At 44.7% G+C, this 21,049-nt stretch carries 23 protein-coding genes and 1 pseudogene; 15 read left to right on the plus strand and 9 right to left on the minus strand.

Translation table 11 applies throughout. The features are described from left to right. Positions 1–63: 63 nt before the first annotated feature. A complete protein-coding gene (gene glcP, locus ACQVGS_RS16470) occupies positions 64–1,269 on the plus strand; it encodes a glucose/mannose transporter GlcP (protein ID WP_106020592.1) in 1,206 nt (401 codons plus the stop codon). A 355-nt stretch (positions 1,270–1,624) separates the two neighbouring features. Next, complete coding sequence (locus tag ACQVGS_RS16475) at positions 1,625–1,822, plus strand: hypothetical protein (protein ID WP_032731040.1); 198 nt, start codon at positions 1,625–1,627, stop codon at positions 1,820–1,822. Between the two features lie 26 nt (positions 1,823–1,848). Here ACQVGS_RS16475 and ACQVGS_RS16480 read toward each other — a convergent pair whose 3' ends face one another. The 4 genes from ACQVGS_RS16480 to ACQVGS_RS16495 form a co-directional block, all read right to left on the minus strand. Next, positions 1,849–2,376: a MarR family transcriptional regulator gene (locus ACQVGS_RS16480; RefSeq protein WP_151174900.1), complete on the minus strand. Its 528-nt coding sequence runs from the start codon at positions 2,374–2,376 to the stop codon at positions 1,849–1,851. A 76-nt stretch (positions 2,377–2,452) separates the two neighbouring features. Further along, on the minus strand, positions 2,453–3,952 hold the full coding sequence (locus ACQVGS_RS16485) for a monooxygenase (protein ID WP_188323665.1): 1,500 nt from the start codon (positions 3,950–3,952) through the stop codon (positions 2,453–2,455). A gap of 198 nt (positions 3,953–4,150) precedes the next feature. Then, on the minus strand, positions 4,151–4,651 hold the full coding sequence (gene lepB, locus ACQVGS_RS16490) for a signal peptidase I (protein ID WP_024120824.1): 501 nt from the start codon (positions 4,649–4,651) through the stop codon (positions 4,151–4,153). A 1-nt stretch (position 4,652) separates the two neighbouring features. Continuing rightward, entirely contained in the window at positions 4,653–5,273 is a 621-nt protein-coding gene (locus ACQVGS_RS16495; protein ID WP_106020595.1) for a TVP38/TMEM64 family protein, read from the minus strand. Between the two features lie 155 nt (positions 5,274–5,428). Between ACQVGS_RS16495 and ACQVGS_RS16500 the strand changes: the two genes are divergently transcribed. The 3 genes from ACQVGS_RS16500 to ACQVGS_RS16510 all read left to right on the plus strand — a co-directional run bounded on the left by ACQVGS_RS16500 (position 5,429) and on the right by ACQVGS_RS16510 (position 7,683). Further along, on the plus strand, positions 5,429–5,791 hold the full coding sequence (locus ACQVGS_RS16500) for a YhjD family protein (protein ID WP_095713683.1): 363 nt from the start codon (positions 5,429–5,431) through the stop codon (positions 5,789–5,791). 225 nt (positions 5,792–6,016) lie between these two features. Then, entirely contained in the window at positions 6,017–6,217 is a 201-nt protein-coding gene (locus ACQVGS_RS16505; RefSeq protein ID WP_010333642.1) for a DUF3311 domain-containing protein, read from the plus strand. Beyond that, a complete protein-coding gene (locus ACQVGS_RS16510) occupies positions 6,214–7,683 on the plus strand; it encodes a sodium:solute symporter family protein (protein WP_024120821.1) in 1,470 nt (489 codons plus the stop codon). The genes ACQVGS_RS16505 and ACQVGS_RS16510 overlap by 4 nt, the downstream gene beginning before the upstream one ends. Positions 7,684–7,723: 40 nt before the next feature. On the opposite strand, the gene ACQVGS_RS16515 is transcribed toward ACQVGS_RS16510, so the two are convergent. Next, entirely contained in the window at positions 7,724–7,993 is a 270-nt protein-coding gene (locus tag ACQVGS_RS16515) for an excalibur calcium-binding domain-containing protein (RefSeq protein ID WP_010333640.1), read from the minus strand. Between the two features lie 212 nt (positions 7,994–8,205). Here ACQVGS_RS16515 and ACQVGS_RS16520 point away from each other — a divergent pair, with 212 nt between their 5' ends. Further along, positions 8,206–9,105 (plus strand): SDR family oxidoreductase, encoded by a 900-nt coding sequence (locus ACQVGS_RS16520; RefSeq protein WP_106020596.1) that lies wholly within the window; start codon positions 8,206–8,208, stop codon positions 9,103–9,105. A 188-nt stretch (positions 9,106–9,293) separates the two neighbouring features. Then, positions 9,294–9,713, plus strand: coding sequence for a hypothetical protein (locus tag ACQVGS_RS16525; protein ID WP_095713685.1), 420 nt, complete (start codon positions 9,294–9,296; stop codon positions 9,711–9,713). A gap of 110 nt (positions 9,714–9,823) precedes the next feature. Here the strand turns inward: ACQVGS_RS16525 and comK are convergent, their stop codons facing one another. Beyond that, positions 9,824–10,450 carry a competence transcription factor ComK gene (gene comK / locus ACQVGS_RS16530; RefSeq protein WP_491830308.1) on the minus strand — a complete coding sequence of 209 codons (627 nt, stop codon included), beginning with the start codon at positions 10,448–10,450 and terminating at the stop codon, positions 9,824–9,826. Between the two features lie 292 nt (positions 10,451–10,742). Here comK and ACQVGS_RS16535 point away from each other — a divergent pair, with 292 nt between their 5' ends. Further along, positions 10,743–10,976: an IDEAL domain-containing protein gene (locus ACQVGS_RS16535; RefSeq protein ID WP_106020598.1), complete on the plus strand. Its 234-nt coding sequence runs from the start codon at positions 10,743–10,745 to the stop codon at positions 10,974–10,976. Between the two features lie 28 nt (positions 10,977–11,004). Here ACQVGS_RS16535 and ACQVGS_RS16540 read toward each other — a convergent pair whose 3' ends face one another. Then, a complete protein-coding gene (locus ACQVGS_RS16540; protein ID WP_059293097.1) occupies positions 11,005–11,862 on the minus strand; it encodes an SDR family oxidoreductase in 858 nt (285 codons plus the stop codon). A gap of 111 nt (positions 11,863–11,973) precedes the next feature. Between ACQVGS_RS16540 and ACQVGS_RS16545 the strand changes: the two genes are divergently transcribed. From ACQVGS_RS16545 to ACQVGS_RS16575, 7 genes and pseudogenes are all read left to right on the plus strand, one after another. Continuing rightward, positions 11,974–13,503 (plus strand): FAD-dependent oxidoreductase, encoded by a 1,530-nt coding sequence (locus ACQVGS_RS16545; protein WP_106022378.1) that lies wholly within the window; start codon positions 11,974–11,976, stop codon positions 13,501–13,503. 257 nt (positions 13,504–13,760) lie between these two features. Next, positions 13,761–14,138 (plus strand): annotated as a pseudogene (hemAT, locus tag ACQVGS_RS16550) (heme-based aerotactic transducer HemAT); the annotation flags it as partial. A 9-nt stretch (positions 14,139–14,147) separates the two neighbouring features. Continuing rightward, on the plus strand, positions 14,148–14,942 hold the full coding sequence (locus ACQVGS_RS16555; protein ID WP_395939726.1) for a methyl-accepting chemotaxis protein: 795 nt from the start codon (positions 14,148–14,150) through the stop codon (positions 14,940–14,942). A 134-nt stretch (positions 14,943–15,076) separates the two neighbouring features. Next, complete coding sequence (locus tag ACQVGS_RS16560) at positions 15,077–15,634, plus strand: biotin transporter BioY (protein WP_106022380.1); 558 nt, start codon at positions 15,077–15,079, stop codon at positions 15,632–15,634. A 6-nt stretch (positions 15,635–15,640) separates the two neighbouring features. After that, complete coding sequence (locus tag ACQVGS_RS16565; protein ID WP_491830309.1) at positions 15,641–17,080, plus strand: acyl-CoA synthetase; 1,440 nt, start codon at positions 15,641–15,643, stop codon at positions 17,078–17,080. Further along, a complete protein-coding gene (locus ACQVGS_RS16570; protein ID WP_188323663.1) occupies positions 17,077–18,171 on the plus strand; it encodes an acetyl-CoA C-acyltransferase in 1,095 nt (364 codons plus the stop codon). Before ACQVGS_RS16565 ends, ACQVGS_RS16570 begins: the two co-directional genes overlap by 4 nt. Before the next feature lie 70 nt (positions 18,172–18,241). Next, the gene (locus ACQVGS_RS16575) at positions 18,242–18,823 is read left to right on the plus strand and encodes a histidine phosphatase family protein (RefSeq protein WP_095713691.1); all 582 of its coding nucleotides are present in this window, start codon (positions 18,242–18,244) and stop codon (positions 18,821–18,823) included. Positions 18,824–18,851: 28 nt separating this feature from the next. Here the strand turns inward: ACQVGS_RS16575 and ACQVGS_RS16580 are convergent, their stop codons facing one another. Both ACQVGS_RS16580 and ACQVGS_RS16585 read right to left on the minus strand, forming a co-directional pair. Beyond that, positions 18,852–19,823 carry an ABC transporter substrate-binding protein gene (locus tag ACQVGS_RS16580; protein WP_151174888.1) on the minus strand — a complete coding sequence of 324 codons (972 nt, stop codon included), beginning with the start codon at positions 19,821–19,823 and terminating at the stop codon, positions 18,852–18,854. Between the two features lie 225 nt (positions 19,824–20,048). Then, positions 20,049–21,041, minus strand: a complete 993-nt coding sequence (locus ACQVGS_RS16585; protein ID WP_151174887.1) for an NADPH:quinone oxidoreductase family protein — start codon at positions 21,039–21,041, stop codon at positions 20,049–20,051. Positions 21,042–21,049: the final 8 nt, after the last annotated feature.

The raw sequence follows: 21,049 nt of genomic DNA on the forward strand, positions 1-21,049 counted from the left end.
AGAGATAAGTTACTGAAAAAGCAGGAATTTATTTTCCTGCTTTTTCATATAGGGGTGTAATGAATGTTAAGAGGGACATATTTATTTGGATATGCTTTCTTTTTCACAGTGGGTATTATCCATATATCAACAGGAAGTTTGACACCATTTCTTTTAGAGTCTTTTAACAAGACAACAGATGATATTTCGGTCATCATTTTCTTTCAGTTTACCGGATTCCTAAGCGGGGTATTAATCGCACCGTTAATGATTAAGAAATACAGTCACTTTAGGACACTTACTTTAGCTTTGATCATAATGCTTGCAGCGTTAAGTATCTTTTTTCTCACTAAGGATTGGTATTATATTGTTGTAATGGCTTTTCTCTTAGGATATGGAGCAGGTACATTAGAAACGACAGTTGGTTCCTTTGTTATTGCTAATTTCGAAAGTAATGCAGAAAAAATGAGTAAGCTGGAAGTCCTCTTTGGATTAGGCGCTTTAACTTTCCCATTATTAATTAATTCCTTCATCAATATCAATAACTGGTTTTTACCGTATTACTGCATATTCACCTTTTTGTTCGTCCTATTAGCAGGGTGGTTAATTTTCTTATCCAAGAACCGAAAGTACGCTAAGAATGCTAACCAGCAAGTGGCCTTGCCAAATGTAGGAGCATTTCAATACTTTATAGGAGACAGAAAAAAATCAAAGCAATTAGGCTTTTTTGTATTTTTTGCTTTTCTATATGCTGGTATCGAAACAAATTTCGCCAACTTTTTACCTTCAATTATGATAAACCAAGACAATGAACAAATCAGTCTTATCAGTGTCTCCTTTTTCTGGGTAGGGATCATCATAGGAAGAATACTGATTGGTTTCGTAAGCAGAAGGCTTGATTTTTCTAAGTACCTCCTATTTAGTTGCAGTTGTTTAATTGTTTTGTTGATCGCCTTCTCTTATATAAATAACCCAATACTTCAATTGGGTGGCACATTTTTGATTGGTCTAAGTATAGCGGGCATATTTCCCATTGCTTTAACACTAGCATCAATCATTATTCAAAAGTACGTTGACGAAGTTACAAGTTTATTTATTGCTTCGGCAAGTTTCGGCGGAGCGATAATCTCTTTCTTAATTGGATGGAGTTTAAATCATGATACGATCTTATTAACCATGGGAATATTTACAACGATGGCGGTAATTCTAGTAGGTATTTCTGTAAAGATTAGGAGAACTAAAACAGAAGACCCTATTTCACTTGAAAGCAAAGCTTCAAAAACACAGTAAAAAACGTGTGAATTAAAGATACTAATAGACATATCGTAAGTAAGAAGAGGACTTAATGTCCTCTTTTTTATCAGGAGAAAACAGTGTTTTAGCAAGGGAGATAGTAGATGATAGAAGTGATTATGATTCTGTACCTGTCCGAGATACGTTCAGGTAACAAGCAAAGGTATTTACAGAATTGTTTTATGATACATCCATAAATCAAGGTATACTAGACTGTTGCTCCCCATCAAAAATAATTCCTAAATTTCCTCAGCATATTCTGAGGAAGCATCAAAAGCCAAAGATCGAATTTTGAGATTAACCGAAGATGCATGTAAACTAAAGGAGAAATCATAAAATTAATAGGGGCGTTATGATGAAAAAGATTTTTAAAGGGAGTTTGCTGCGCGACAACCCCGAGAAAGCAATGCACTTATATTATGGAATATGTTTAGGAATCTGGCTGATTTATAATTTGGTGACATCCAGCTCCCCTGGACTGCCGCTTATCATTTTAGCCGGAGGAAATCTGATTTACCTTACAATCTTGAAAAAGAAAGAAGAAACGTAAAAAACACGCACCTCAGTGCGTGTTTTTTATTTGAAAACGTTGTGAAACCCCTCTTCCATTTCTTCTGAGGACGGATACCATTTCGTCGCCAGATCCCGGAACAGCCTTTCCGCAAACAGAATCTCTTCCTCTGTATATCGGTCAAAAAAGGAAAGAAAACGCTGCTCAACCTTTTGATGATAGTATAGATGCAAGCTGTGCAGCTTCTTCCCTGCCGGCGTCAAACGGAAGTAGACCTCCTTCTTATTATCGCTGAGCTGTGTTCTGTGAAGAAAGCCGGCGCCAAGCAATTTTGTGCTGATGCGTGACACCGTCGCTTTCGTCGTATTCATTTTGTCGGCAATCGAAGTGACATTGATCGGCTCATGCTCCCCCACACAGGAAAGAACATGAATTTCTGTCATCGTTAATTGAGATTTTTGTCCGTGCTCCTGATCCAGCTTCTTCATTTCATCAGCCAAAAAGACTTTTATGAGCCCCTCCCATTTCTCCTGCTGATGAATGAGTTCCGCATATAATTCAAAAATGTTGCGTTTCGTATGGTCTGTATTCATCGGATTTTCCAACCTTTTTCATTCAATTGTTTCTTATATCATAACGTTTTGTTACAGATGAAACAATCGATTTGTGTTACACACGGCTGGCAATCGGGAGCCAGCGTCTGATACCTGATTGAATCACTTCTGCCGTATCTGGCCCGGCGGCATCGACTGCCCAGGCGGCATGGCCATCAGGCCGAACCAATACAGTATGCACGTCTCTCCACTCTTCACGCGGTTCTGCAAGAGAAGCACACACTGTGTGCAAGCCTTTAAATGGGATGTGGTCATTATCAGCTCCTTGTTTCAGTGACAGCAAAACGTATGCCCCGTTATGCAGGCAGTTATAGAGGCGTTCCATACTGCCATCAGGAAGCCGCAGTTCCACATCCGGAAGTCTTTTGCCGTTCAACCGATGCGGCGGCATGTTTTGGTCAGCTTCATACCCGACATCGATTGCAGAAATTTGGCCCGCTATAAAGCGATTCACATCGGGAAAAGCAAGCATATCGGACACCATGCTTCGCAAATGGAGACCGGCCTTCGTGAAATCCATCAGCCGCGTCTGCGCCTCTGTGTTCCGAAGAAGATCTTCCGCCACCGGATGCCGCTCTGCGTGATAGCTGTCCAAAAGCCATGAAGGTGCAGAGCCGCCGACAGCCGCCGCAAGCTTCCATCCAAGGTTCATGGCATCCTGAAGACCGACATTCAGCCCTTGGCCGCCAGCAGGAAAATGAATATGTGCTGCATCGCCCGCAAGAAAGAGTCTGCCGCTCCGATACTCCTTCGCTTGACGGGAGGCATTCCCGAATCGGGACATCCACGTAGGCTCGTTTAAGCCAAAATCAGTTCCGCATATCCGGATGAGATCTGTTTTCAGCTCCTCTTCTGTGACAGGAGCATCTTTCGGCGTCTGCGTGCGGTAAGGGCTGATCAACACAACGCGATACCGGTCAGGAGAAAGCGGAACAATCATGACTCCTCCCTCTGTCGTACAAAGCGACAAAACTCCTGATGGCGGCGGAGAAAGAAGCTTCACATCACCAAGAGCTGCGGTGACGGTGCTGTCTGTTCCAGGAAACGCAATTCCCGCCTGTTTCCGAACGACGCTCCCTGCTCCGTCAGCGCCAACGGCAAACAGGCTGCTCAACGTCCGCACAATGCCTTCCCGATCCTTGAAAATGGTTTGCACTGCCTCTTCGTTTTGCGTTACCGTTAGCACCTCTGCCCCCCGTAACACCTCTGCCCCCAGGCTTCGCGCACGTTCCTCAAGCAGCTGTTCAGTCTCGGTCTGCGGAAGCAATAGCGTATAAGGACAGCTCGTATCCAGACTGGAAAAATCAAGACGCGTATCGAGCATTGAAAAATGGCCGGAAGATATCTTTTTCCCACGAGACGCAAAACGCTCAAGCAGCCCTCTCATTTCAAAAAGCTCAAGCGTGCGGGGGTGCAGCGTCAACGCCTTCGAATACGGCACTGGCTGTTCAAGCCGCTCAAGCACGCATGTTTTTACCCCTGCTAATGCCAGCTCAGAAGCCAGCATCAATCCAACCGGTCCGCCTCCGATAATAACTGTTTTGTAATCCATCATGAGATCACTCCTTTTGTTTTATCTGCAACTAAACAAAAAGCCTAAGAAAAAAAGAAATAAGTGTTAATGAATATTTCATTTTGTTACACACGTAACAAAAATAATTATATCGGGTGACAAATGATCTCGCAACATATTTTTCCAACCAGCACAAAAAAGACGCCTTTCAAATGGCGCCTTTTTCTCAGTGTACAGTTCCTAATCCGAAATGACTCCGACAATGTCTTTTTCCCTGATCGGACCGAAATGCCGGCTGTCAAAGCTATATATGCGATTATCTCCGATTACAAAATATTGCCCCTTCGATAACGTCTTTTTCCCTGTCGTTTCTTTCAGTGAAAAATCTCCCGTTACATGGCTTCCGGCAGATACAGATTTCAATGGTTTCAAAAATGGTTCAGCCACCTGTTTTCCGTTCACATACAGCTGATCGTCATTATATTTGATCGATTCACCGGGCAATCCAATGACTCGCTTTATCAGCACTTTTTGATCAGGGCCTTTAAACAAAACAATATCAAAACGATGGATGGTTTTGAATCGATGTGAAAATTTATTGACCAACAGTTCGTTCCCTTCCTGAAAAGTCGGGTTCATGCTGATGCCTTCTACTTTGTAATCAATAAAGACGGCATTTTTGACTTGAATGGCGAGAACTACGGACACGACACCGGCAAGAAACCAAAACCGTTTTTTCATGTTACTGTCTCCCTCCATCATGCTCACGCTGGCTGGCTCTCACATGCAGATGCCGTTCCACCCTTTTGCCGACATACCATAAGACAGCAATCACCAGAACGGCAATAACCGTGCGAATCGGCTGTGTGATCAGCGCGTGAAGATCATATCCGATGAAGCTGATCATAAAAATCATGACGAGCTTTCCCGAGGCTGCCGCCAAAACAAACGGCCGCGTCCCGATCCTTGACAAACCGGCGACCACATTCACCGCGGCAGACGGTGTAAATGGAAAACAAAGCAGCAGAAACATCGGGCCAAAACCGTGTCTTTCCACCCATAACATAAGCTTTCTGACAGACGGATGCCTGCGGATGAATCCAAGAGCTCTTCTTTGTCCATAATGACGGACAATGAAAAACACGAGAATGGACCCCGCTGTTGATCCGGCCCATGACAGGATGAAGCCTTCCCACAATCCAAACGAATTTGTATTCGCCACCACAAAAACGATAAGCGGCAAAAACGGAAGAAATGCTTCAATTAAAGGCAGCAGCACAGCAATAAGCGGACCGAAAGCCCTATAGCTTTGAAATAATTCAGTTAAACGATCCTCTGTCAAATAGTATAAAAATTGCTCCAACGTTTATACTCCTCACCGGGTTTGTCTATTCTTATTCTACACATTCTCGGCGAAAAACTAAAAAGTTTTGGTGATTTTTTCTGTCTTGAAACATTTCACCAGCCGATATAGAATATAACAAGAACAAACGTTCCCTTAAGAAAGAAGGAGTTACCATGCCGCATTTGCAGCCGGAAGGATATGAATTGATAGAGCGGGCTCTCTTTTTGCCTATGGTCATTACCATTTTAAACCGCGATCTCGGCGGAATTGAGAAAAGCTCATTAAAATTGAAACACCCTTATATACAACTTATCAACGAATCATTAAAAATAGCACAAAAGGATCTGATTGAGGTCAGAAAAGAGCTGAGGAAAAGAAAAATCGCCATCCACGAGGCTGAGCGTGATGAAGCCTTTACGCTTTATTTATTTGTCATCGATGGCTACGAAGAAAAACACCGCTATTTTAACCCGCGAATCCGGGAGCAAGTAAGCAGTTTGTTAACATACTATTTATTTGCGCCGGACTCGCCATGAGTCTTTCGAATCATTCTGTATTCCCCTCCTTGCGCCCGTCCCCCCTTCTAGCTCCTCAAGAATAAATTTCAGACAATTCACACTATACAAACAAAATAAATTTATTTATAATTCGTACCACAGCCTTTCACTCCCCAAAAAATGACATGTGCCGCCAGATTAGCGACATGATTTGCAGCCCGCGCATGACACGCACCGCCCAACTTTTGATCAAAGGAGGATTTTATGAAACTGATTCACATTCTTGCCGCTTTGCCCTTCATCGGACTTTTGCTTGGCATCCCTTTTGCAAACAAAGTGACACCCTATCTGTTTGGCATGCCATTCATTCTCGCCTATGTCGTCATGTGGGCTTTGCTGACCTCTGTCCTGATGGCGATCGTGTATGTCCTCGACAAAGAAAATAAAAGGGAGGAAGCAGAATGAACGCAGCTCTCATCATCATTTTCGGTGTCCTGCTATTCAGCATGTTTCTCGGCGTACGCGCCCAAAAAGGAAAAGACATGGACCTTGAGCAGTGGACGGTTGGAGGCCGCGGCTTCGGTACTGTCTTTGTTTTCCTATTGATGGCAGGAGAGATTTATACGACGTTTACGTTTCTCGGCGGAAGCGGCTGGGCTTACGGAAAAGGCGGGCCTGCCTTTTACATCATCGCCTACGGCTGTCTGGCCTATATTCTTTCTTATTGGCTCCTGCCGGCGGTATGGTCCTATGCGAAACAGCATAAGCTGATGTCGCAGTCCGATTTTTTCATCAAAAAGTACAACAGTCCGCTGCTTGGTGTGCTCGTCTCACTTGTCGGCATTGCCGCGCTTATTCCTTATCTTGTGCTGCAGCTGAAAGGGCTTGGATTGATTGTATCGGAAACGTCTTACGGAAAAATTTCTCCTACTGCTGCCATTTGGATCGGCGTCATTTCAATCACAGTTTACGTTATGGTATCCGGCATCCACGGGTCCGCCTGGATATCCGTTGTCAAAGACATCATGATTTTGGCCGTCGTTTTATTCTTAGGCATATATCTGCCGATTCATTACTACGGCGGATTTCAAGACATGTTTCAGCAGATTGAAAACGCAAATCCCGGTTTTATTACCCTGCCCGAAACAGGGCAAAGTGCTGCATGGTTCAGTTCAACCGTGCTGCTGACGGCGCTGGGCTTTTACATGTGGCCCCATACGTTTTCCGCTTCCTATTCAGCAGAAAACCCAAAAGTCTTTCGAAAAAACGCCATTATTATGCCTTTATACCAGCTGGTCCTTCTATTCGTCCTTTTCGTCGGCTTTGCGGCTATCCTGCAAGTTCCCGGTCTGAAAGGCGCAGACGCGGATCTATCACTTTTGAGACTGTCTCTTCAAACCTTTGATCCTTGGTTTGTCGGAATCATCGGTGCAGCCGGACTGCTGACAGCGCTTGTGCCGGGTTCCATGATTTTAATGTCGGCCTCCACTTTGTTTGCAAAAAATGTTTATCAAGTGTTTGCTCCCCGCACGACGGAACAGCAGGTGTCATTATTAGCTAAATGTTTAGTGCCTGTGATTGCGCTGATTGCTGTGTACTTTACATTCAAAGGCGGGAACACAATCGTTACGCTTCTCCTTATGGGATACAGCCTCGTCACACAGCTATTTCCGGCCCTGCTGTTCAGCCTATTCAAGCATAAGATCGTGACCAAACAAGGAGCCTTTGCCGGCATTATAACGGGAGTCGGAGCGGTTTCTTATATTACGGTTACGGAAACAACAATCGGCACTTTATTTCCGGCGCTGCCGCAAGCGGCGAAAGACTTAAACGTCGGCATTGTCGCTTTGCTGCTGAATGTTACGGTCATGATAGCGGTAAGTCTCGTGACAAGAAAAACGAAAAGCACAGCTGCTGATCAAGCCGCTTAAACAAGAAAAAAGCAATCTGGACAACAGATTGCTTTTTTGTTTAGCGTTCGCAGGCGATAAAATCTTTATCACGGTCGCTCTTTTTATTGGCATCATAAAGCGCCTTAGACACGTAAGGCTTGTACTTCGTTTTTCCGCCTTTATTTTTCACCTTGGACGTACGGGCTACCCCGCCTTTGTACACTTTGTTTAATTCCTTGCAGTTCTTATACGTCTTTACCTTCGTTTTGGCTTCCGCCACATGGTCAGCTCCGTATGAAAAACCGAAAACGAGACCGAGTGACAGCAAAAGCGCCGCGGCTTTTTTCATGACAATATACTCCCCCATACCCAATATTTAGTTGTTTTATAGCGATTTTATCATAATTCAATTCGTCATATTTCACAAGATAAATATGGAAGGAGCGGCAGTTTTTTTTACTTTCTTTGTCTTGCAGAGATGCAAACTGCCAAAACATGTTTTTCTCACTTTGCTCAAGGGTACACATACGAATGTACACCACACAAAAAGGAGCGTTGATGATGTCTGATACAAAACGAAACAATCCTTTAACAGCATTTTTTCACGATGAATTTCCTGAACAATACCAAGAACCGCCCGGCTTGCAGCAAAAAATGAAGCCGATTCCGGACTGCGGAGAAAAAAGCTATAAAGGAGCTGGCAAACTAAATGGCCGAAAAGCTCTTGTCACCGGCGGTGATTCCGGTATTGGCCGCGCTGCCGCCATCGCTTATGCGCGGGAAGGCGCCGATGTGGCAATTAACTACTTGCCCGCGGAACAGCCTGATGCAGAAGAAGTAAAAGAACTGATTGAAGCAGAAGGACGCAAGGCAGTCCTGATTCCAGGTGATCTGAGTGACGAATCGTTTTGTCACGATTTAGTCAAACAAGCGCATAACGAACTCGGCGGGCTGGATGTGTTAGCGCTCGTTGCCGGTAAACAGCAAGCAGTGCAAAACATCGAAGACCTTCCTACTGAACAAATCTATAAAACGTTTGAAGTGAACGTCTTCTCGCTATATTGGGTTGTTAAAGCGGCGCTTCCGTATTTGCCGGAGGGTGCGTCTATTATTACCACAACTTCAGTTGAAGGCTACAACCCAAGCCCAATGCTGTTAGATTACGCGGCGACGAAAAACGCCATTATCGGCTTTACCGTTGCGCTCGGAAAACAGCTGGCGCCCAAAGGCATCAGAGTGAACTCTGTTGCGCCAGGACCAATCTGGACTCCGCTGCAAATTTCCGGCGGACAGCCAACTGAAAACATTCCGAAATTCGGCAAAGGGACGCCGCCGTCACCATTAAACCGCGCGGGACAGCCGGTGGAACTGGCAGATGTTTATGTATTCTTAGCTTCAGAGAATTCAAGCTATGTGACATCTCAAATATACGGCATCACCGGCGGAATTCCGACGGCCTAGCGTTAGAAGGGGCTCTCCTTATTTTACTGGAGTGCTCCTTTTTAATATCGATATCCAGACTCTACAATTTGAGGTTACATATTAATCACGTTTGAAATTTGTAAATTTTGTTAACTTCTTGCTAACAAAAAGGATTTTCCAATTAATTGAAGTAATTTAACTATGTATTAAAAAAAGGAGGAATAACAATGAATAAAAAAATCCTTTCAGGAGCATTAGCTGTCGGACTACTAGTGACAGGAGGCACAAATGTTTTTGCAGCTGAAAACCACACACCAGCACAAAAAGCATCCTCAATTAAACCGATGAGTGCTGCTTATACAACCGTAACGGCTAGCAACAATCAGGTTACCTTATCAATCAATGGACTATCAAACCCGTTCACATCCAAATACTATAATATGGTAGCTTGGACAACTGATGGCGGCCAACCTGACAGCACGAAAAGCAATATCTTAGCAACTAAAAGAGCCGGAGATACAACGTCTATCACTTTATCCCTTGATGAAGTAAAAAGAAAATTGGGTACTGGAACAAGAATTTATGGATGGGCGCAAGCAGCAAATGGAACTTGGTACACCTGCGGAAGTGACTCAATTTCCCTTTAACAATTGATCATTTAATAAAGAGCTCAATACATTTTAACGTATTGAGCTCTTTTATTTCACCAACACTTTTTTATTTCTGGAATGCCTTAGCTAAATTTCCCTTAAAAAGTTTATGTTGCATCAACATTGCAAAGCACTCTCAAATTCACTTTTATCCTTCTAATACCGCTCCCAAGCTCACGCAAAATAAAATCATAAATCATCTTCGTCCGCTCTTCCTTCGGATACAGCATAAATTCCTGCCGTTTCGGGACACGGTGTTCGATTCTGTCCTGAAATTTGGTTCTGAGCCAGGCTGTCCGGTATACCTGATTCTCGAACGAATTGCAGGAGACCGGCAGTTCCATCGTTTTTCCGTTTGAAAACGTCACTTCCGTATCGTCGAATTCAGTCGGTTTGAATTCTTTTACATGCACATGGGAAATCCAGCCGCATTGGGGTCTAGTCGAAGAAAGTGTAGGGAATAAAAAGATTTGGTTCGAAGGGTCCACCATGATTGGCGGTTTGTGAGAAATTTTTGTCACTTCATAAGTTCCCGCTTTTCTTCCCGCGTAGCTTGATCCGAAAAATCGGCAGCTTCGGTCGACAATTTGCAGCGGCTTCATGCTGACGTAAAACATACAGTCTTTTTCAATGATTTTCGAACAGATTTTGCCGTCGATTTCTTCTGGCAAAACGGCAATTGTTGCGCTGTTTACTTCATATGATTCTAATGGTGCGTCAGTTTTCTGACTCATGTTATGGCCTCCATCCTTTTTCTGCAAAATTTATACTAATAATCTATCATCTGTGTTTATAAAACGACAGGATTTTTTAACAAATGAACTAAAATCATCTTTTATTTATATTTTTTAGTTCTATTTTACTAGTAATAACCCGATTTTATTTTACTGCATGATCTCAGATCACAGCATTTCGCAGGATATGTCGATAGATTGCCTAGTATTAGTTGTCTAAAGATTATAAAAATTTATTGATTTTTTCGACCGTTATCCATATACTATAAAAAAGGCATTGGGGGGATTCTTTATGAAAGAGAAAAAGTCGTACACTGAGCTCATGAAGTCCCGCAACACGCAAAAAACAAAAGAATTTGATGTAACAATGATGGATATTTACATTCAAATGGTGCTCGATGAATCCTTGTTTAAGCGTCGGTTGACCATGCTGACTGACCAAATCAACAAAGCCTTGGACAAAAAAGATAAAGATGCGTTTCTTACGCTCTCTAAAGAATATGCAGCGCTCAAACAGAGCGAATAAGCCAATCCTTAAGGATTGGCTTTTTTAATTACCCATTTACAATCGTTCCCCCGTTGACATGAATTGTCTGGCCGGTGACGTAAGTGGAATCATCGCTGGCAAGATATAAATAGCTCGGCGCCACTTCCACCGGCTGGCCCGGCCGTTCCATCGGCACATCCGAACCAAACACTTCCACATCTTTTGCAGCAAAGCTGGCCGGAATGAGCGGTGTCCAGATTGGCCCCGGCGCAACCGCATTGACACGAATGCCTTGCTGGACAAGCGATTGGGAAAGGGATCTTGTAAAAGTGACAATGGCTCCTTTCGTCGCTGAATAATCGATCAGTGTTTTATTGCCTTTGTACGCGGTGATCGATGCTGTATTGATAATACTGCTTCCTTTTTTCAAATGAGGCAGCACAGCCTTCGTTAAATAAAACATAGAGAAAATGTTCGTCTGGAAGGTTCTGATCAGCTGGTGGCTAGTGATTTTTTCAATGCTCGGCTGCACATGCTGCTCAGCGGCATTATTAACCAAAATATCTATGGTTGGAAAAGCCTGGCTGGCCTGTCTTACAACTTCATTACAAAAGGCTTCATCTCCGACATCTCCTGCAATCAGCAGGCACTTCACCCCTTCTTTCTCTACATACTCCTTTGTTTCTTCGGCGTCCTGATGTTCATTAAAATACACAATGACCACATTCGCCCCTTCTTTTGCGAATAACACCGATACAGCGCGTCCGATCCCGCTGTCTCCTCCTGTAATAATGGCCGTTTTGCCCGCTAGTTTTTTTGCCTTCTTCGGCTTATCAAATACCGGACGGGGATCCATCAGATATTCGAATCCCGGCTGCTGGTCCTGATGCTGCGGCGGCAATGTTTTCTTTTTCTCATTCGCCAATGCAATCACTCCTTTTCAACCCTATTATGGTATGAACAAAGCCTGCTTCCTATGTATGAAAAGATAGAAAATGGAAAAATTAAGAATAAATGATATTGGAGGTACAATGGTTTGGCTAATCAACCTTTTTCAAAAGAAGCTCCCGAAACATATTGGAAAACATCGGCGGACTTGCCTTCTTTTCCGGCGCTGCAAGAAGATACGGAATGTGATGTCACCATTATTGGAGGAGGCATTACAGGAATCACGACGGCCTATGAGCTGTCCAAAAGAGGCTTCCGTGTCATTCTGATTGAAGCGAATCAGGTTCTCAATGGCACAACGGCCCACACAACGGCAAAAATTACAGCGCAGCACGACATGATTTATGATGAATTTATCCGCAATTTCGGACTGAACCACGCAAGGCTTTATTATGAAGCGAACCAGAATGCAATTGATTATATAAAAGGAATTGTTGATGAACTTCAGATCGATTGCGAATGGGCCGAACAAGACGCTTACCTTTACACAACAAGTGAAGATGCTGTACAAAAAATCCGCACTGAGCATGAGGCATACACAAAACTCGGGATTGAAAGGGATCTCATAAAAGATCTTCCGCTTCCCGTCGGCTCTAAGCTGGCGCTCGTGATGAAGAATCAGGCCCAATTTCACCCGCTTCACTTTTTAACCGGGCTCCTTGATCAGATCGTGCAAAAGGGCGGACGGATTTATGAAGAGACTGTTGCGCTTGATATTAAAAAAGGAGAAATGCCTGAAGTTGTTACAAAAAGCCGGCACGCCATTAAAAGCCGATTTATCGTATGCTGCTCCCATTTCCCTTTTTATGACGGGGGCGGATTATATGCAGCAAGAATGTATTCTGATAGATCCTATGTCCTCGCCGTCAAGCCGAAGATCGACTATCCTGAGGGCATGTATGTAAGTATAGACCAGCCGTCAGTTGCGCTTCGCTACACCATTGTGAACGGAGAAAAGCTGATTCTCTTCAGCGGAGTAAGCCATAAAACAGGCCAAGGCAAAGACATGTCGACCCATTACGAAACGCTGAGACAATTGGCAGAAAGCACAATTGGAATCGAAAGCATTCCCTATTACTGGTCCACACAGGATCTCGTGACAATCGATAAAATCCCATTCATCGGGCCTATGTCTGAAAACGAAGACAATATTCTCGTTGCGACCGGCTTCAAAAAATGGGGCATGACATCAGCAGCTGTCGCAGCTCAGCTTTTGTCAGACCTTGTGGAGAAAAAAGACAATCCATATGAGAGCATTTTTACACCGTCTCGTTTCCATCTGAATCCCGGCTTGCAAAAGGTGATTTCTTACAATGCAGATGTGGCTAAGCATTTCATTAAAGGGAAGCTTGAAAAACCGAACGTCGATTTTGAAGAGATCGCGCCAGGTGAAGGAAAAGCCGTCACCATTAACGGCAGACGCGCGGGGGCATTCAGAGATGAAACGGGCTGCCTGCATCTTGTTGATACAACCTGCACCCATTTAGGCTGTGAAGTGGAATGGAACGATGGAGAGCACACATGGGATTGTCCGTGCCACGGATCACGCTTTAAACCAACTGGCGAGGTAGTCGAAGGACCGGCCATCAAACCACTAAAACAAATTGACCTTAATTAAACCGTTCATATAACTGAACGGTTTTTTTATAAATATTTTCTATCTGCCGTCTTCATTCGTGCTTCCCTTGACCGATAAAAAAGAAAAAGGCTTAAAAAGCCAAAAGATAAAATTATATTTTCCCAAGGGGGATCACTGTATTGTTATTTAAAAAAGATAGAAAAAAAGAAACGGCTTATTTTTCAGATTCAAACGACCAGCAAAAAAACCGCATTCAGCTCACAAACAAGTTCTCAGATGTGAAAAAACAGCTCAAAATGGTCAGACTGGGAGATCCAGAGCTGCACGTGCTGCAGGAGCTACAGCCCTTAATCCAAGAAAACATTGTTTACATTGTTGACGCTTTCTATAAAAATCTCGATCATGAAAGCTCATTAATGGATATCATTAACGACCACAGCTCAGTTGACCGCTTAAAACAAACGTTAAAACGGCATATTCAAGAAATGTTTGCCGGTGTCATTGATGATGAATTTATTGAAAAACGAAATAAAATTGCTTCTATCCATTTACGAATCGGCCTTCTGCCAAAATGGTACATGGGGGCGTTTCAGGAATTGCTTCTATCAATGATTGACATTTATGAAAAATCAATTACAGATCACCAGGAACTGCTGAAAGCAATCAAAGCAACAACTAAAATCTTGAACTTAGAACAGCAGCTTGTCCTTGAAGCGTTTCAGGATGAGTACAACCAAACCCGCGATGAACAAGAAGAAAGGAAAAACCTTCTGCATCAGAGAATCCAAGAAACCTCCGGGTCGATCGCAAATTTGTTTTCAGAAACGAGCCGATCCGTTCAAGAGCTTGTTGACAAATCTGAAGGCATTTCCGAAGCATCCAAAGCCGGCACAGTGACATCCAGCACCGTTGAAGAAAAGTCGATCGGCGGGAAAAAAGAGCTTGAAATCCAGCAAAAACAGATGAACCAGATCGATACAAGCCTCGTCCAAATCGAAAAAGAAATGGTCAAGCTGGATGAAATCGCACAGCAAATTGAAAAAATCTTCGGCATCGTCACAGGCATCGCCGAACAAACGAATCTTCTGTCGCTAAACGCATCTATTGAATCAGCCCGTGCAGGCGAACACGGCAAAGGCTTTGCCGTTGTGGCAAATGAGGTGCGAAAGCTGTCTGAAGATACTAAAAAAACCGTTTCTACAGTGTCCGAGCTTGTGAACAACACCAATACACAAATCAACATCGTGTCGAAGCATATCAAAGACGTGAACGGGCTTGTCAGCGAAAGCAAAGAAAAAATGACACAAATTAACCGTTTATTCGATGAAATTGTTCACAGCATGAAAGTCAGCAAAGAACAATCAGGAAAAATTGACGTCGATCTGCAGGCCTTTCTCGGAGGGCTCCAGGAGGTCAGCCGCGCCGTTTCTCATGTGGCTGCTTCTGTTGATTCGCTTGTCATTCTTACAGAAGAATAATCATCAAAAACCGGCCGGCCGCAGGGCCGGTTTTTTTGCGCCCATTTGTAAACCCTAATTAAAATTAAGTTGACATAAAAGCTGTCTGCATTTATTTTATAACCATATTTTATTCGTTAGCTGGAGGATTTCATATGAAATTACTAGACATGATGCACATTGCAATCTTTACTGCACTGATGGCAGTGCTTGGTTTTATCCCCCCTCTTTTCTTATCCTTTACACCTGTTCCCATTACACTGCAGACGCTCGGTGTCATGCTGGCCGGCAGCATTCTCAGACCCAAAGCCGCTTTTTTAAGCCAGCTTGTCTTTTTGCTGCTCGTCGCCTTTGGAGCGCCGCTATTGCCCGGCGGCCGCGGCGGGTTTGGCGTTTTTTTCGGACCGAGTGCGGGTTTTCTGATTGCTTATCCGTTCGCCTCGTGGCTGATCAGCCTAGCTGTTCACAGACTGCGTAAGGTGACAGTGTTCCGTCTCTTTTTCATTCATATTGTATTCGGCATCGCCTTTATTTACCTGCTTGGCATTCCTGTACAAGCTTTTATCATGCATATTGATCTGTTACAGGCCGGTTTTATAAGTCTTTCATTTGTGCCCGGCGATTTATTAAAAGCGGCAGCATCTGCGCTGCTTGCCATTAAGATCACCCAAGCCTTGTCTCTTTCTGATACGATGTATACAAAAGGAGGCTGACATTCTGTGACCATTACACATACATATCTATCTTTTGCCAATAAAAATCCAGGCCGGATTGCGATCCAGACTGAATCTGAACATATTACATATCGGGATTGGAACCGGCTCGTCACCCAAACTGCCAATTGGCTGCGGGCGCAGCCAAACGTTCCAAAACGTGTAGCCATCCTGCTCCCAAACAGCCTTGCATTTTTACAGCTGTTTGCCGGAGCTGCCGCGGCCGGATGTACGGCGGTTCCTATTGATACACGCTGGAGTGCGGCTGAATGCGGTGAGCGGCTGGCATTAAGCGGTGCTGATTTTGTGGTGGCTTCATCTCTTTTTAAAAACAAACTGACAGATTGTCTGACACCCGTAGTTTGGCTGGAAGACTGTATGGCGCATATCGCAGAGGCATCCGCTGCCCCGGCCCCAGCCGTTGATCCGGAGCTTCCCTTTTATATGGGCTTTACATCAGGCTCAACAGGCAAGCCGAAAGCATTTACGCGCTCTCATCGCTCTTGGATTGAAAGCTTTCATTGTACAAAAACTGATTTTTTGGTCTCTTCAAATGACAAAGTTCTGATTCCGGGAACATTACTGTCCTCTCACTTTTTATACGGTGCTGTCAGCACTCTGTATCTCGGGGGTACCGTTTGTTTGCTTAAAAAATTCATTCCCGCTCAAACGAAGGAGTGGCTAACACAGAAATCCATCAGCGTACTCTATACCGTACCGACAATGACAGATGCCCTCGCCAACATTCACACTTTTCCTGACAGCTCCGTTACAATCATTTCATCGGGAGCGGACTGGCCGGCAGCATCCAAGGAGAAGCTCGCAGCCAAATGGCCTCATTTGAAGCTGTACGATTTTTACGGCACATCTGAGCTTAGTTTTGTGGCGTATCTCTCACCGGAAGACAGCAAACGAAAACCTCATTCAGCGGGCCGCCCTTTTCATAATGTCCGCATTGAGATTCGCAGCGCCGCCGGGGACCTCTGTCAGCCTAGGGAAATCGGGAAAATATTCGTCAAAAGCCCGATGAAGTTCTCAGGCTATGTAAACAGCCGCACACCAGATCAATCGGAATGGATGACAGTAGATGACATGGGATATGTTGATGAAGAGGGATTTCTGTACATTGCAGGACGGGAAAACGGAATGATCGTATATGGCGGATTAAATATATTCCCTGAAGAAGTTGAGCGTGTGCTTCTCTCCTGCCCAGAGGTTGAAAAAGCAGCTGTGGCGGGCATTCCGGACGAGTATTGGGGAGAAATCGCCGCGGCCGTCATTTGCGGGAATACAGACGTCAAAAAGCTGAAAGCCTGGTGCAAGCAGAAACTGGCATCCTACAAAATCCCGAAAAAATGGGTATTTACAGACAGTATGCCGGAAACAAGCAGCGGCAAAATTGCCCGTTCCAGCGTAAAAAAATGGCTGCGGGGTATGGTGAATTGAACGCGGTTATTGCAGATGCAAAACGAACGATTTTCGGAAAAGAAAACGGACTGCTGAAACAGTTTCTGCCGGAGGATTTGGCCGCTCCTCTCATCAGCTGTCTCGGCCGAAAGTTAGAGGATCAAATTGACGAGGTGATTTTGGGAAACGCCACTGGCAGAGGCGGCAACCTCGCCCGGCTGTCAGCACTTCAAGCTGAACTTCCTTTATCTGTTCCCGGCATGACGATTGACAGACAATGCGGCTCCGGGCTTGAAGCAGTGCGTTCCGCATGCAATCTTATCAAAGCGGGTGCCGGAAACATTTATATCGCAGGCGGCGCAGAAAGCAGCAGCCGGTCGCCTTTTTCAGAAAGAGCCCGCTTTTCGCCGGACACTGTTGGTGATCCCGATATGGGCATGGCGGCCGAATATACAGCAGCACGCTATGCCATCCCAAGAAACATGCAGGACGAATACACACTTCTCAGCTATCAACGCAGCTGGAGTGCTCATACCGAAGGATTGTACCGTGAAGAGATTGTTCCTCTCGGGGAGTTGGAAACAGACGAAGCTTTTCTGAAAAGACGGCCGATGGAATCGATCATTTCTCGTGCAAAGCCGGTGTTTGACACCAGCTCCGGAACGGTTACAGCCGCCAATAGCAGCGGCATTTCAGATGGAGCGGCTGCACTCCTTGTCATGGAAGAGAAAAAAGCTGCATCCCTCGGCTATAAACCTGTGCTGCGCTTTATCGGAAGCGCCGTTAGCGGCATTCATCCCAACTATCCGTCCGCTGCGCCGATTGAAGCGATCAAAAAGCTTTTAGCTGCAAACGCGTTGACAAGTGACGATATCGGTTTATACGAAATCAACGAAGCCTTTGCCGTTAAAATATGTGTCTGCTCACAAGAACTTTGCATTCCCTATACGAAGATCAATGTGCGGGGCGGCGCGTTAGCTCTCGGCCATCCTTACGGCGCTTCCGGGGCGGCACTGGTCACCAGATTGTTTTATGAAGCGCAGAGACGGACAGGCTGTCAATATGCTGTCGCCGCCATCGGAATCGGCGGCGGAATCGGCTTGGCTTTATTATTTGAGGTTTTGGCATAGGCTTTTTCATAGGATGCATGCCTCTGATTTAGTATAATAGCGATAAGATCAAAGTCAGGAAGGGGATTTTATGACAGCCGTTTGCTTAGTAAGACACGGAGAAACCGATTGGAACCTGCAGCAAAAATGCCAAGGGAAAACAGATATCCCGCTGAACGCGACAGGCGAACGCCAAGCAAAAGAAACCGGAGAATACTTAAAAGATTTCTCTTGGGATATCATTGTCACCAGCCCGCTGAAAAGAGCCAGAAGAACCGCGGACATTATTAATGAATACCTCAATCTTCCTATCGTCGAGATGGATGACTTTAAGGAGCGTGATTACGGGGACGCGGAGGGCATGCCGCTTGAAGAACGGACAAAGCGCTATCCGGACAAGAACTACCCAAACATGGAAACGCTAAAAGAGCTCACGGACAGGCTGATGGGCGGATTGGTGAAAGTAAACCACGCATATCCAAATCAAAAGGTACTGATTGTCGCGCACGGCGCAGCGATTCACGCACTGCTGACAGAGATTTCCGGCGGTGATGCCGAGCTTCAAAATACGCGCCTTGTCAATGCCTGCCTCAGTAACATTGAATTTGCAGAAGAAAAATGGAAAATTAAAGATTATAACATCAATAGCCACTTATCCGGTTTTATTCAATAAGAAAAGACAGGCGTTTGCCTGTCTGTTTTTATTTATTTTCTGCTGCCATATCATTTTGAAGCTCATCTAAAATCGCATTCGCTCCGTCCACACTGCGGCGCAGAGACCATACCTGACGGTCAACATGGTACACATGCCCGTTTTTCACTGCCTTCAGCTTCTTCCACAGAACATTTTTTTCGATCGGGCGTTTGCCGTCCGCGTCAATGTCGTCTGTTTTTCCTGTCATCAGTATGATTACATCCGGGTCTGTTTTCAGCAGCTGCTCAAGTGTCATTTTCATGTTCACAGAGTCGCCGCCATTACCGGTTTTTTTGTTATCGGACGTGCTGATCGCATATTGATAGCCGACTTGTGTTAAAAGTCTCGATGTGAAGAAATTTTCATCTCTGGCCATAATCGTATCATTTGTATTTCCAATCAAAAGCACAGATTGACTGTTCGCACTGATCTTTCTCTTTGTTTCATTTACTTTTTCTTCATGCGCTGTCAGCTTTTTCTCCATTTCCTTCTCTTTGCCGACTGCTTTGGCAATGGTAAGAGAAGCGTCAATTGTATCCTGATAATCAGCATTTAAATTATTAAGCGCGATCGTCGGCGCGATGTTTTTCAGCTGATCATATATCTTCTTATGACGGGTCGTGTCTGCAATAATCAAATCCGGTTTTAGCGAAGCGATTTTTTCCATGCTTGGCTGTGACCGTGTGCCGACAGAGGTGTAGCCGTCAATTTTTTTCAGTACATCCTTGTTGATCAGCTGCTTTGCTTTATTGTCATCCGCCACTCCAACAGGCGTAATGCCGAGATCAAGCAAAGTGTCGATAAAGCCAAGCTCAAGCACAACGACCCGCTTCGGATGCTCAGGCACGTTCGTTTTCCCTAAATCATGTGTTACCGCTGCTTTATTTTCTTCACTGTTTTGATGGCCGGCTGAAGAAGAACAAGCCGCTGTCAAAACAGAAAGAAGTAAAACTGTAAGAATAATCAGTGTTTTTTTCATAACATTCCAGTCTCTCCTGTATGTAGTTTCTCAATTAAGATGTCCAAAAGATAGTATAACACGGAATGATAATCATTATCACTATTATTATTGAAAATCAGTATAGAAAGTTTCACATCGAAGTATCGTTTCTCTGTTGCTATGAGATGCACTTGCATATTCTAGAATCAAACAAAAAAGCTTGCAGAAAAAGCATCGTGTTTTCTGCAAGCTGAAACTTCAATTTTACAGTTTTACAAGGACTCTTCCTTGAATGTGATTTTGCAAGATATCTTTTAGCGCATCAGGTGCTTCTGTTAATGAGACTTCCTTGTCTATGATTGTCAGAAGCTGTTCCGGCTTAAGATCGGAGGCCATGCGCTCCCAAACCGCCGCTCTAATATCCATTGGACAATAGACTGAGTCTATCCCCAGCAGGCTGACTCCGCGAAGAATAAACGGATACACCGTTGCAGGAACCTCTCCCCCGCCCGTTAGACCGCTCACCGCGACAGATCCGCCGTATTGGATTTTGCTTAAAAGCGAGGCAAGCTGCTTACCGCCGACAGGATCGACAGCTCCTTGCCATTGCTGCTTGGACAGCGCCTTACGTTTACCGTCATAGACATCTTCCCTGCTGATTACTTCATTAGCACCGAGCTGCTTCAAATAGTCAGCCGCCTCCCGGTTTCCTGTGCTTGCGACCACGTTGTAGCCGCGTTTGCTGAGCATCGTTATTGCAATTCCGCCGACACCGCCGGTTGCTCCGGTGACAAGCACGCTCCCTTTTTCAGGAGAGAGTCCGTTCTGTTCAAGACGATGCACAGATAACGCCGCTGTAAACCCCGCCGTTCCGTACGCCATCGCTTCCTGCAGCGAAAGGTTCTTTGGCAAAGGCACCAGCCAGTCGCCAGGCACTGAAACATATTCGCTTAATCCGCCATGACGTGAGACACCAAGCTCATAGCTTGTCGCAATGACTTCATCCCCTTCGGCAAAACGCGGATCATTTGAAGAGACAACCGTACCTGCAGCATCAATGCCTAAAATAAGCGGATATTCTCTGACAATATTGCCGCCCGCTTTTCCGGCCAAGCCGTCTTTGTAGTTGATGCCTGAATATGCTGTTTTAATCAGCACGCCGTCTTTCGGCAAATCCTCTGTTGATATGGTTTTGATATTGACTGAAACATCATCTGCATTTTTTTCTGCCAGCAATGCTTGAAATAACGTTGACATTCGGCACA

The organism is Bacillus sp. SD127 (genome assembly GCF_058566445.1).

Bases quoted from the DNA above. Each gene is read 5' to 3' on its own strand.
- glcP (WP_106020592.1), top strand. From the start codon at position 64: ATGTTAAGAGGGACATATTTATTTGGATATGCTTTCTTTTTCACAGTG.
- ACQVGS_RS16475 (WP_032731040.1), top strand. From the start codon at position 1,625: ATGATGAAAAAGATTTTTAAAGGGAGTTTGCTGCGCGACAACCCCGAG.
- ACQVGS_RS16480 (WP_151174900.1), bottom strand. From the start codon at position 2,376: ATGAATACAGACCATACGAAACGCAACATTTTTGAATTATATGCGGAA.
- ACQVGS_RS16485 (WP_188323665.1), bottom strand. From the start codon at position 3,952: ATGATGGATTACAAAACAGTTATTATCGGAGGCGGACCGGTTGGATTG.
- lepB (WP_024120824.1), bottom strand. From the start codon at position 4,651: ATGAAAAAACGGTTTTGGTTTCTTGCCGGTGTCGTGTCCGTAGTTCTC.
- ACQVGS_RS16500 (WP_095713683.1), top strand. From the start codon at position 5,429: ATGCCGCATTTGCAGCCGGAAGGATATGAATTGATAGAGCGGGCTCTC.
- ACQVGS_RS16505 (WP_010333642.1), top strand. From the start codon at position 6,017: ATGAAACTGATTCACATTCTTGCCGCTTTGCCCTTCATCGGACTTTTG.
- ACQVGS_RS16510 (WP_024120821.1), top strand. From the start codon at position 6,214: ATGAACGCAGCTCTCATCATCATTTTCGGTGTCCTGCTATTCAGCATG.
- ACQVGS_RS16515 (WP_010333640.1), bottom strand. From the start codon at position 7,993: ATGAAAAAAGCCGCGGCGCTTTTGCTGTCACTCGGTCTCGTTTTCGGT.
- ACQVGS_RS16520 (WP_106020596.1), top strand. From the start codon at position 8,206: ATGTCTGATACAAAACGAAACAATCCTTTAACAGCATTTTTTCACGAT.
- ACQVGS_RS16525 (WP_095713685.1), top strand. From the start codon at position 9,294: ATGAATAAAAAAATCCTTTCAGGAGCATTAGCTGTCGGACTACTAGTG.
- comK (WP_491830308.1), bottom strand. From the start codon at position 10,450: ATGAGTCAGAAAACTGACGCACCATTAGAATCATATGAAGTAAACAGC.
- ACQVGS_RS16535 (WP_106020598.1), top strand. From the start codon at position 10,743: ATGAAAGAGAAAAAGTCGTACACTGAGCTCATGAAGTCCCGCAACACG.
- ACQVGS_RS16560 (WP_106022380.1), top strand. From the start codon at position 15,077: ATGAAATTACTAGACATGATGCACATTGCAATCTTTACTGCACTGATG.
- ACQVGS_RS16575 (WP_095713691.1), top strand. From the start codon at position 18,242: ATGACAGCCGTTTGCTTAGTAAGACACGGAGAAACCGATTGGAACCTG.
- ACQVGS_RS16580 (WP_151174888.1), bottom strand. From the start codon at position 19,823: ATGAAAAAAACACTGATTATTCTTACAGTTTTACTTCTTTCTGTTTTG.
- ACQVGS_RS16585 (WP_151174887.1), bottom strand. From the start codon at position 21,041: ATGTCAACGTTATTTCAAGCATTGCTGGCAGAAAAAAATGCAGATGAT.